The organism is Burkholderia sp. NFPP32, assembly GCF_900119325.1.
GTDB lineage: Bacteria > Pseudomonadota > Gammaproteobacteria > Burkholderiales > Burkholderiaceae > Burkholderia > Burkholderia pyrrocinia_C.
In genome coordinates this window covers 1-10,074 of record NZ_FPJP01000050.1, presented here as the reverse complement: position 1 = coordinate 10,074, position 10,074 = coordinate 1, and the positions used below count along the sequence as shown (strand labels likewise).

Annotated in this window: 8 protein-coding genes, 1 tRNA gene and 2 pseudogenes; 6 read left to right on the top strand and 5 right to left on the bottom strand. The window is 59.5% G+C overall.

The window, feature by feature from the left end; all coding sequences use genetic code 11:
- Positions 1-184, top strand: a 184-nt coding sequence (locus tag BT264_RS39720; RefSeq protein WP_218173371.1) for a hypothetical protein, incomplete at its 5' end; no start/stop codon positions are given.
- Between the two features lie 829 nt (positions 185-1,013).
- On the opposite strand, the gene BT264_RS36545 is transcribed toward BT264_RS39720, so the two are convergent.
- Both BT264_RS36545 and BT264_RS37695 read right to left on the bottom strand, forming a co-directional pair.
- Positions 1,014-1,745 carry a LuxR C-terminal-related transcriptional regulator gene (locus BT264_RS36545; RefSeq protein ID WP_256260773.1) on the bottom strand — a complete coding sequence of 244 codons (732 nt, stop codon included), beginning with the start codon at positions 1,743-1,745 and terminating at the stop codon, positions 1,014-1,016.
- Between the two features lie 61 nt (positions 1,746-1,806).
- Positions 1,807-2,214: an Hpt domain-containing protein gene (locus BT264_RS37695; RefSeq protein WP_177318456.1), complete on the bottom strand. Its 408-nt coding sequence runs from the start codon at positions 2,212-2,214 to the stop codon at positions 1,807-1,809.
- A 1,011-nt stretch (positions 2,215-3,225) separates the two neighbouring features.
- Here BT264_RS37695 and BT264_RS36535 point away from each other — a divergent pair.
- The 3 genes from BT264_RS36535 to BT264_RS36530 all read left to right on the top strand — a co-directional run bounded on the left by BT264_RS36535 (position 3,226) and on the right by BT264_RS36530 (position 5,256).
- Positions 3,226-3,302 (top strand) — tRNA-Ile (locus BT264_RS36535).
- Between the two features lie 173 nt (positions 3,303-3,475).
- A complete protein-coding gene (locus BT264_RS37690) occupies positions 3,476-3,736 on the top strand; it encodes a hypothetical protein (protein WP_083534447.1) in 261 nt (86 codons plus the stop codon).
- Positions 3,655-5,256 (top strand): reverse transcriptase/maturase family protein, encoded by a 1,602-nt coding sequence (locus BT264_RS36530; protein ID WP_083596258.1) that lies wholly within the window; start codon positions 3,655-3,657, stop codon positions 5,254-5,256. The genes BT264_RS37690 and BT264_RS36530 overlap by 82 nt, the downstream gene beginning before the upstream one ends.
- Before the next feature lie 358 nt (positions 5,257-5,614).
- Here the strand turns inward: BT264_RS36530 and BT264_RS36525 are convergent, their stop codons facing one another.
- Positions 5,615-6,208: a M23 family metallopeptidase gene (locus BT264_RS36525; RefSeq protein ID WP_175960465.1), complete on the bottom strand. Its 594-nt coding sequence runs from the start codon at positions 6,206-6,208 to the stop codon at positions 5,615-5,617.
- Between the two features lie 535 nt (positions 6,209-6,743).
- Here BT264_RS36525 and BT264_RS36520 point away from each other — a divergent pair.
- Positions 6,744-7,079, top strand: coding sequence for a hypothetical protein (locus BT264_RS36520; RefSeq protein WP_072445413.1), 336 nt, complete (start codon positions 6,744-6,746; stop codon positions 7,077-7,079).
- A 121-nt stretch (positions 7,080-7,200) separates the two neighbouring features.
- Here BT264_RS36520 and BT264_RS40325 read toward each other — a convergent pair.
- Positions 7,201-7,517: pseudogene (locus BT264_RS40325) on the bottom strand (hypothetical protein); the annotation flags it as partial.
- A gap of 145 nt (positions 7,518-7,662) precedes the next feature.
- On the opposite strand from BT264_RS40325, the pseudogene BT264_RS37685 reads away from it, so the two are divergent.
- A pseudogene (locus tag BT264_RS37685) lies at positions 7,663-8,538 on the top strand (IS3 family transposase); the annotation flags it as partial.
- Between the two features lie 344 nt (positions 8,539-8,882).
- On the opposite strand, the gene BT264_RS36510 reads toward BT264_RS37685, so the two are convergent.
- Entirely contained in the window at positions 8,883-9,953 is a 1,071-nt protein-coding gene (locus BT264_RS36510) for an IS110 family RNA-guided transposase (RefSeq protein WP_072445493.1), read from the bottom strand.
- Positions 9,954-10,074 lie beyond the last annotated feature (121 nt).

Genomic DNA, 10,074 nt, shown 5'->3' with positions numbered 1-10,074 from the left:
GTTGCGTGTCCTTGATATCCGACTCGGCTATCTCAGCCTGCAGCAATGCCGATCGCCCAGTGATGTCGCGTACGCCCATGTGATGTTCTCCAATAACGTGAACCGAAGATTTGTCCATTCGCCTGGCGGCGAGCCATTCGTGCATCGCGATCGTATCGACAGGGGAACCGCACCGGCAATTTGATTAGTCAGATTCCCGACCGAAAGTCGCGGCGATATGCGCGTTCCCGCGCTATATGGCGCACGGAAGCCGCCTCTTCCACAAGTTCCGCACCACGCTCACCGTGCATCGGCCACGAACAATCGGCATAGGCGCTAGCTCAATGGCTATGCCCCTGGCACACCACCCGGCATGCGGTTCCGCACCGCGCGGTGCGAGAAGTTGAGATTAGGAGAGACGGGGAACGTCCAGACCGTCGCATCACGCGACCGTGATCCCCGTAGTTGAGCATCTGTCCGCTGTTGCGCCACCAGAAGCAAGCATTCGCCGCAGTGCGCCGCGCCACATCGATATGGCACGCCGAGCGCCCTCAGTTCCCGGAGCATGGTCGTGCCGCGTTTCCAGTGCTTGAGTTGCAAGGCTCTCAATCGACAACGCCCCAACTCATCCAGCTTGCGCCAGACTCCGGGCGTTTGCGCCAGTCGGACATACCCCTTCCCGCCAGCATGGGGGACCGCAACCGCTCCACTACCTCCGGCACTCTGTGTCCGCACGAACGGCGCGCGTCAGTTCGTCGTGCCATCCACACGGCAGATACAGTCGATATGACACCGGGCGGCCCGCGCCTTCCGTCGCCACCGCAGGCTCACCGCAACGGTCGATTGCCCTGCGTGCCCAACTGACCTCAGTATTGCAACGCATCATGCCTCAATTTCGCATTTCGAGCCCCAGACGGACCGAGATAACGCGCGCGCATGCATCCGCATCGGAAAGAGTCGTTTAACGCCTCGAATCAGTTGTCGGCAGATTGACCAGAAGGACCACAGGCTCCGCATGCCTGTCCAACTATCGATCAGAATAACCTCATATCAATCGCATATCTGATTAAATCCACGTCCCGCCCGATCCCGAGCTTGCGCATCGCGTTGTGCTTTTGCGCACTGACCGTTTGCTTTCGTCGATTCAAACGCGCAGCGATCTCGTTGATCGTCATGCCGGATACGAACAGCCGCGTGACTTCCAACTCTCGTGGCGTCAATGCCTGAAAATCGCCCGACGATGCCCCGTCCGTCTCGTTCCTTCGAATGATCGAAGCAATCGCAGGCGACAAATACCCCCCCCTCGCCCTCGCCACCCGAATCGCCTCCGGCATCTTGTCGAGATCATCCCGCTTGCTGAACACGCACGAAATTCGCTGCGCCAGTAGAGACGCAATCACACCGGGGTTGTCGATCATCGTGAAAATAACTAGGCCGATATCCGGATGCTGGCTCTGCAACGACGCCAGCATTGTGATGCCGGCGCAGTGATCGCCACTGTCTGGTAAGGGCATCAGATCGGAGATGATCACATCGCAATCGCCTCGCTCCAGTGCCTCTGCCAAGCCCTCCCGGCTCCGCGTCGTGCCGACGATCTCTATATTCGGTTCCCGCCGCAGTTCATACGCCACCCCGGAAATCACCACAGGCTGGCAATCGGCAATCACAATCCTCGTTGGTGTAGCGCACATGAGCCTTCCTCCGTATGGAAGCCGTACCGCGAATTGAATTGACGTATCGTGCGGAATTCTTTCGCCCTTCTTCACGACGAGCAATCGGACTGGCATGCTTTTCAATCGTCGAAGTCCGAAGCTCGATCGCCAATCCTCATTGCCCGTCATTGCCAGGAGCGACATCTCCAGCGAAGGACACGCTGCCCATTGACCTCAACACCGCATCAGCGATCTCCTCAAGCCGGACGAACCCCTCCGCAATCGGCACCGCATCGCCTTCCCGTGCCAGCCGCTCGACTTCCCGGCACAGTTCGACGACGGCCCATTCGCCGATCATCGCGAAGGCCCCTTTCGTTGCATGCGCATCGGCACGTATGCCGTCGAACAACCGCTCGCCGACGCCGCGGCTCATTCTGAGCAGCAAGCATGTCGATTCGCGTGCGAGTGTCGCAATGCGGTCAGCTGACAACGACACAATTTCGCCCGCCTCTGCCGTCCCAGCGCGTGTCGCACGACGCGCCGGATCGACATGTTGCCGAATCGCACGATCGAGCGTGGCCATGGAGAGCGGCTTCCGCATAGTATTGACCGACTCTGCCCCGCTTACATGCGGCAAGATCCGCCACTTCCGTCGCGGCCGTATTCGCGATCACCGGCAGCCCCGGGTGATCCTTGCGTGCGACTTCAAGCGCTTCGAGCACCTCGTCCGAAGACGGCGCGGACGTGCTCGAATCGATGCTGAATCCCATTGTCGGACGGTGTCGGCGGGAGGAATTACCCGGCATGGAAGCGCAATTCGGGGGCAGGATCGGGACGTCGGTACCACGGGCGCAGCAAGGGGGCGGGCCGGGTGTCGGTGCGCCGGGCAGGCCGAATTTCGGATTGGACCGACCGCGTGATGAACCCGTCCCATGTTCGGCAGTCCGGCGAAGCCGCATACTCCGCATATCGCATGTCGCTCCGGGAAACGCCCGGTCCAGCGCGCATCGCGACGGGCCTCTAGCTCATGCTGGTTAGAGCAGTGGACTCATAAGTGCGCCATGGATAGGGTGCACTCTCGTTGTGATAGCAGTATCACCCCACTGAAGCGTTGTGGGTAAAACAGCGGCTTACCTCAGTGGGAACACTGCGGGATACCTGAGGGGGAAACCTTGAGGGGACAGCAGCATGCCGCCCAAAAGGCAGATGAGAGCAAAATATACAAGCTCGATAGGTCTGTCAGTTAGGCCAGTCATGGTGAAGGCTGTATTGCCAGAAGCCAAATCCGATCGGGGTATCACGGCAACCGGCGGTCACGCATATTTACGACCGTTTCGGCGCATGGAGAGCAGCGGTTATGAATGCCCTCCAAGCTTCTCCGCCGACCGACGCCCAAGTAGGGACGAAAAGGATGAGTTGGACACCTAAAACTGGAGCACGAGAGCGCACTAACCATGGGATTGCCTACGGGGAGTAATCCCTAAAAGTCTGGGTTGAGACATGCAACTCTAGGCAGGAGCGGTAAAGCCGTGGCAACATGGCAGCCTGCTCCGGCAACGGACTATTCGGTAGTACCCGTTGTGGAAGAAATGTTGGGCCTTTAGCTCAGTCGGTTAGAGCAGAGAACTCATAATTCTTTGGTCGCAGGTTCGAGCCCTGCAAGGCCCACCAAAGTACGCCCTATGCTGCCCCGGTAACGCGGGGTAAGGGGAAGCGAAGATGCAAGGATGTTCTCAGGAAAGTGAAAAGTTTGCTCGGATGAGCAGCAAGGACTTGGAACGCCTGGAAACACTACGTAGGTTGAACCCAAACCTGGTTGGATCAACGGCGACCTGTACAGGCTGATGTACAAGCACGACCTCTTCGTCGTGGCGTACGAAAAGCTGAAGAGCGTCCCCGGAAACATGACCCCAGGGGCTGACGGGACGACGCTCGACGAGTTCTCAACGAAGACTATTGAGAATATCGTCGCGCAACTGAGGAACGAGTCGTTCCGGTTCTCGCGCGCACGCGGCGTGTCCACATCCCGAAAGCCAACGGAAAAACTCGTCCGCTGGGTATTGCCCCTCCACGAGACAAAATCGTACAAGAGGTCGTGCGAATGATCCTTGAGGCGGTGTACGACAGTCCTCATGGAAGCAGTTTCAGCGACGATAGTCATGGGTTCCGATCCAACCGCGGCTGCCACACGGCGCTAAAGTCTATCCGCACTCACTGGAGCGGGGTAACGTGGGTCATCGAAGGCGACGTCAAAGCCGCCTTCGACTGTATTGACCACGATATTCTGATCCGCATCCTCCGTCACCGAATCAAAGACGAAAGATTCCTGAGCCTGATCAGAAAGGCGCTGACGGCTGGCTACTACGAGTTCAAAAGACCCGTGGAAAGTCTCGTCGGTACACCACAAGGATCTATTGTTTCCCCAATCTTATGCAACATCTTCCTGCACGAACTCGACATGTTCGTGTCGGACCTGATGGCACGGCACGAGGTGGGTGATAGGAGACGGACCACGACCGAGTACAACTATCGTCAGAAGCAAATAGAGAAGGTGCGCTCGAAACTGAGCGCTAGTTCGTCAAATGCTGAAGGACGGAAAGAAGTGGTCGCGGAGTTGAAAGCACTGCTGTCCGCTCAGAAGCGCTCGAGCACGACACGGAATGATGGGTCGTTTACTCGAGTGAAGTATGTGCGGTATGCCGACGACTGGTGCGTAGGAATCAACGGCCCGAAACATCTTGCCGTACAAATCCGTGACGAAGTGAAATCCTTCATGACGGGTAAGCTCGGACTAACCCTTAATATGGAAAAAACCCACATCAGGCATGCCAAGGACGAAGAAGCTTTCTTCTTTGGAACCCGGATCAAGGTGGGTTGTGATGCTCAGAAAATTGTTCGCATAACTGATAAAAATGGGCGCAGTTACCAGAAGCGGGTTACGGGATGGTTGCCTCAGATGCGCGCCCCCTGCGACAAACTGGTGGCACGACTGAACTCCAGAGGGTTCTGCGACAAGGGCGGATCACCCATCGCCAAAAGCGCTTGGATTGCCCTCGACGATGACCAAATCGTCGCTATGGCAGGAGCGGTGCTGAGAGGACTGGTTAACTACTACAGTTTCGCAGACAACTACGCTGATCTGCGCAGGATCGAATACATCCTGAAATACTCGGCAGCGAAGACCTTGGCTGGGAAGCACAGGACTTCGGTAAGACGGATCTTCCTCAAGTGCGGAGATCGGTTGACGATAAAGAAAACACACGCTGGGAAGTCATCGGCTACGACCTTCCCTACGGTCTCGGACTGGACGCGCAACCCTACCCGATTCAAAGTGGGGGAAGTGCCCTCACCGGACCACGTGTTCCAACGAAATCAACGATTGAGAACCCGCAGCAAGCTGGGGTCGAGTTGCGTCATTTGTGGCTCCGACGACAGAGTGGCAATGCACCACATTCGCCACGTTCGGAAGATGGGAACCACCGTTCAGGGGTTCTCGCGTCTGATGGCGACCCTGAACCGAAAGCAGATCCCGGTGTGTTCCCCGTGTCATACAAGAATTCATAAAGGGGAATACGATGGCCTCAAACTATCCGATCTGCATGATCCCATCACAGCGGCGAGATAGGTCAACATACGTAGGGCAAAAACGCGCCTTGCTGGAGAGCGTAATGCTTGGAAACTTGCACGTTGCGTTCGGAGGAAGGTAGTTGGTATCCTGAGGAGCGTAGAGTCAGCATCTTCGCGTCGCAAGGGGCTGGCTACCCATCCTACTCCATTGGTGCCGTGTTCGACTCACGGGGGGCCCACCAAACTTCCACGTACTTGTCCGGTGTTCATCGGCTTGCCATCCCATTCCTCCGGGCGATGGAAGATGAAACATTGGCGGGGCCCGGACGCGTTCGCGCGCCGTCACTGGTCGATCTCCCCTCTTTGCCGCCAGGTTTCCGGGCAGCTCTTTTTTGACTGCTGTTTGGCTGTTCGATTCAGCATTGCCTGACCGTCTCGACACGCGCGACCGTCTCCGCGCGTGCGATCAGCCGACCACCCAGCCCGGCCGTCACGATCACCGGATCGAGCGGCTTGCCATGCCGCCGCACCTCGAAATGAAGATGAGGACCCGTGGCCGAGCCCGTCTGCCCGACAGCGCCCACATAGCCCCCCGCCGCGATGCGCCGGCCGACGCGCAGGTCCGCGCCGAACGCGGACAGGTGAGCATAGTGAGTTTCCAGCGATGCGCCGTGGTCGACCACGACATACTTGCCGTAGCTCCGATGCGTCGCGATGCGCGACACGACGCCGGCCGCAGCCGCGTAAACGGGCGTGCCCGTCGGCGCGGCAAGATCGATACCGTTGTGTTCGTGCCAGCTTCCGCGGATTGGGTGCATGCGACCGCCGAATGACGATGTCGCGCGGATCATCCGAAGCGGCGGGCGCAGCTGCGGCGGCGCAGCGTCGACCTGCTTCGGCATCGCGCTGGCCGACTGGCTATGCGCAAACGCGACCCGATGCGCGTCGGCCGGCGTCTTGTAGGCGGGCAGCAGGCCGTTGCAATAAGGCGCGCTGGCATAAGCGTTCATGCTCACAATCAGTAGCGCCGCAAACGCGGCGGTAACGGTCAATGCAGCCCGGAAACGATGCGCGCGGGTCGCAAACAACGCGCGCGCCGTCTCCGTCTTCGAGTACGCAAACAGGTTCATGATCAGTGGGGCGTCCGGAAAGGTGGCCGGCCGATCGCATCACCGATCGATACGCACGGGCTTTATCGCATGCGTGTGTTCCTGGCCTAGAATGTCAGCAGGCATTCTAGGTTGCACGCGACGGCCAAAAAATCATGCCAGTACGAATTGCGCGTGGCTTTCATCTGACTGGTTCGGCACGCAATCGTCCTGGACCGAAACGCGCAACGCGCTGCAGAACGCTGTGCGTTTGGGACTGGTCCGATTCAGATTCCGTGTCCGTCTCATTGTTCTGCCTACCCTCGCTGCGCATAATTGTTCCTGCAGTGTGCCCCCAACACATTGTATCTATCTGTATCCCTTTTTATGACCGCCGGCTTCGGCGGTCTTTTTTTTAGTCATCCAGACATTGCACGATGGCACCAAGCCGGGCGACATGCGGTCCGCCCAGTCCGTTCGCGTGCGCAATTGCCTACCCCTTCGCCGGGGCGAGATCCTTCACGTCGACGGGCTGCTCGCCCATCTGCGGGTGCAGCCGTTCGCCAGCCACACGATCGTCTTCACGCGCTTGATGACGGACACCCAGAACGTCAACGCCCAAGCCGCGGAAGATCACGAGCAGCGCCGCATACGACGGCGCACTCGCATACTGCACACCGACTGCGCCGGACGCGCAGACGAGCAGCGCGAGCTGGATTTAGCAGCCGGTGGACGGCGCCGCGCGGTCGGTGCCGTCCACCGACGGCATGGCCACAACCGCGTTTCGGCCTGACACGCGCTCCTCCAGTGAATGGTATACCCGATGCCGCGAGACCGATCGAATACCCGGCTTGCCGGGCGGTACCGGCACCACGTCAAATCGGCATGTCCATTGATACGCTACTCTTACTGTGTCACACACGGAATACTTCGCTGGCGCGTCCGCCGCATGGACACTGGCCAAGTCGAGCAAGCAAATGGTAGCTCAAGCTATGCCGTAGGCTCGTGATTGAATGGGAACGTGACGCTGCGCGCGAAGGACTGCCGCGCAGGAGGTAATCTGAGGGAATGGCAGGCACTTGTGCGACGAAGTTTTCTTACTGTTGCCGGACTGTTCTGCGATGCGGCGTTCGGCCATCAAGAAGCCGTAAGCGGCAATGCTCAAGCTGGCGTGACGATGAAATCCTCGCCAGCCGCGCCCTTCGTAGTGGCCCAGACCGAAGTCTGACCTTGCCCCTGTTTCGCGAATCCCATAGCTGAGAGATTTATGCAGCTCGCCCCTGTTGAGCGGCGAACCAGTTTTTCTCGAACTGACCCTGCCTCGATTCCACGTACAGCAAGAAGTTTGATGACTTTTTGTGTGTACGGAGGGAAGCATGTCAGAGAAACGGGTACCGAGAAGGCAACACACGCCGGAATTCAAGATGGAGACGGTACGGCTGGCCGAGAGCGTCGGTCAGCATGAGGCCGCTCGTAGGCTAGGCGTGCCGGTGGCCACACTGGGGGAATTGGTGCCGTGATCATCGCAGCGGCAACACGGACACGGCGACAGGGCTGGCTGCCCGCACGCCGGCGTCCAGCCGTCGCCCGGTCAACGATCTGGAGGCCGAGGTCAGCAGGCTGCGCAAGTAACTGGCCAGCGCGAAGCTGGACATCGAGATCCTTCAAAAGGCGACGGCATACTTCGCGAAGGGGTCGCGATGAGGTATGCATGGATCGATCAGCATCGCGATCGCTACAGCGTCAGCCGACTGTGCCGAGTTCTGTGTGTGTCGCGCAGCGGCTATTGCCAATGGCGTGGCCGTGAGCCAAGCCGGCGGGCTCAGGCCAATGCCTTGCTGGACGCCGAGGTTGCCGCCATTCACCGCGCCAGCCGTGGCAGCTATGGCCGTCCTCGCATCGTGCGGCAATTGCGTTCTCAGGGCCACCCGGCGAGCGCCGAGCGCGTGCGCCGCAGCCGGCAACGTCGGGGACTGCGCTCGGTCTACAAGCGCCCGTATCGGGTAACCACAGATTCGACACATCACCTGCCAGTGGCGCCGAATCTGCTTGATCGGCGTTTCGACGGCTGGCGGCCCAATCAGGCATGGGTAAGCGACATCACGTTCGTCAGGACCGACGAGGGCTGGTTGTATCTGGCAGCGATCCTGGATCTGGCCAGCCGGCGCATCGTCGGCTGGTCGATGTCCGAGCGGATCAACACGAACCTGGTCTGCCAGGCGTTGCCCCGCGCGTGCTGGCAACGCAAGCCGGCACTTGACGTCATCTCCTTTCAGTGAACCGCCTATAAGGACCTCCCCGTTTTGACAAGCGGGTTTAATGCGTCACTGGTCAAGCTCCGGTGTCGTTCGAGACGTTGGCGGTGCGGACGGCGGCGAGACAGACTGCATGCCTATAAACGGCCTTGCTGGGCGCTGTGGTTGCTACGCCCGGGCCCGGATAGTAACCGCGCAGCGGGACTCCATCCCTGGGACGGCGAATAGATGCGATTTGGCGCCTTACGGTTCATCGAGTTCGCCCGCTGCCGGTCTGACCTGTCGCTATCCTTTACCTGTTGCGTCTTCGAGAGCATAGTGGATCCTGGTTGATGCCTGGATCAGCTGTTTGTTGCGCAAATCACCGCGCGCGGAGCAATACACACGTGCGATGGATCGAATTTCTCGCCTTTCGCGAGCACGGCCCAGAGAATACGCGCATGCTTGTTGGCGACGGCGACCAGCGTCTTGTAGTAGCCGACGCGCGCCTGGAGCTGGACAATCCAGCACGAGAGCCGGTCGTCACGTCGGTGTGCCGTCAGAACCGCTGAGCGCGCGCCCTGAAACAGCAGGGTTCGGAGATAGTCGTTGCCTTGCTTGGTGATGCGTCCGAGCCGCTGTTTGCCGCCGCTGCTGTTCTGTTTAGGTACGGTGCCGATCCAGGCAGCCATCTGCCGGCCGTTTTTGAATTGTCGCGCATCAACGACGGTCGCAACAGCGGCGGAGGCAGTCAGAGGGCCCACGCCGCACACGTCCATGCACCGTTGTGCCTGAGGATCATGACCGGCGTGTTCGGCAATCTGTTTGTCAAGCCACGCAATTTCCTCATCCAGTGCCTGGCATTGTGCCCAGCCACGCATCAGGGCCTGGCGTGCGGGACCAGCGAGTTCGTTGCTGCCGTCTTCGATACGGTCGACGATGTGTTGGTGTAATGTGCGGATGCCTTGCGACAGAAACACACCAAACTCGGCAAGCAGTCCGCGCAGGCGATTCACCAGCGCGGTACGCTCCTCGACAAACCCGGTCCGCATGCGGTGAAGTACAAGCACGCTTTGCTGGGCCGGTGACTTGACCGGCACGAAACGCATCTGTGGACGGCTAGCGGCCTCACAGATCGCTTCGGCATCCTGTGCGTCGTTCTTCACGTGGGGACCTCCCTTGCGATAGGGGGCCGCAAATTGCGGTGGAATGAGCCGCACTTCGTGTCCGAGCGTGCGCAGCTTACGCGCCCAATAGTGCGCCGCGCTGCACGCTTCCATGGCCACCAGGCACGGCTCAAGATTGGCAAACCAGATCACGAACCGTTCGCGGGCAATTGCCTTGCGTACGACGACACGTTCGGCAGCGTCAACCGCGTGGACTTGCATCACATTCTTCGCCAGATCCACGCCAACGCGAGTAATCTTTTCCATGACTTCCCCCTTCGCTGAAGGTTGTGTAGCACAGCCATGATGGCACCAACCGGTGCCGATCTGGCGATCGGGGAGGTCCTTACCAATTCCCGGGAATGTAGGAGACTTCGGATCTTGGCTG

Bases quoted from the DNA above. Each gene is read 5' to 3' on its own strand.
- BT264_RS37695 (WP_177318456.1), bottom strand. From the start codon at position 2,214: ATGGCCACGCTCGATCGTGCGATTCGGCAACATGTCGATCCGGCGCGT.
- BT264_RS37690 (WP_083534447.1), top strand. From the start codon at position 3,476: ATGTACAAGCACGACCTCTTCGTCGTGGCGTACGAAAAGCTGAAGAGC.
- BT264_RS36525 (WP_175960465.1), bottom strand. From the start codon at position 6,208: ATGAACGCTTATGCCAGCGCGCCTTATTGCAACGGCCTGCTGCCCGCC.
- BT264_RS36520 (WP_072445413.1), top strand. From the start codon at position 6,744: ATGCGGTCCGCCCAGTCCGTTCGCGTGCGCAATTGCCTACCCCTTCGC.
- BT264_RS36510 (WP_072445493.1), bottom strand. From the start codon at position 9,953: ATGGAAAAGATTACTCGCGTTGGCGTGGATCTGGCGAAGAATGTGATG.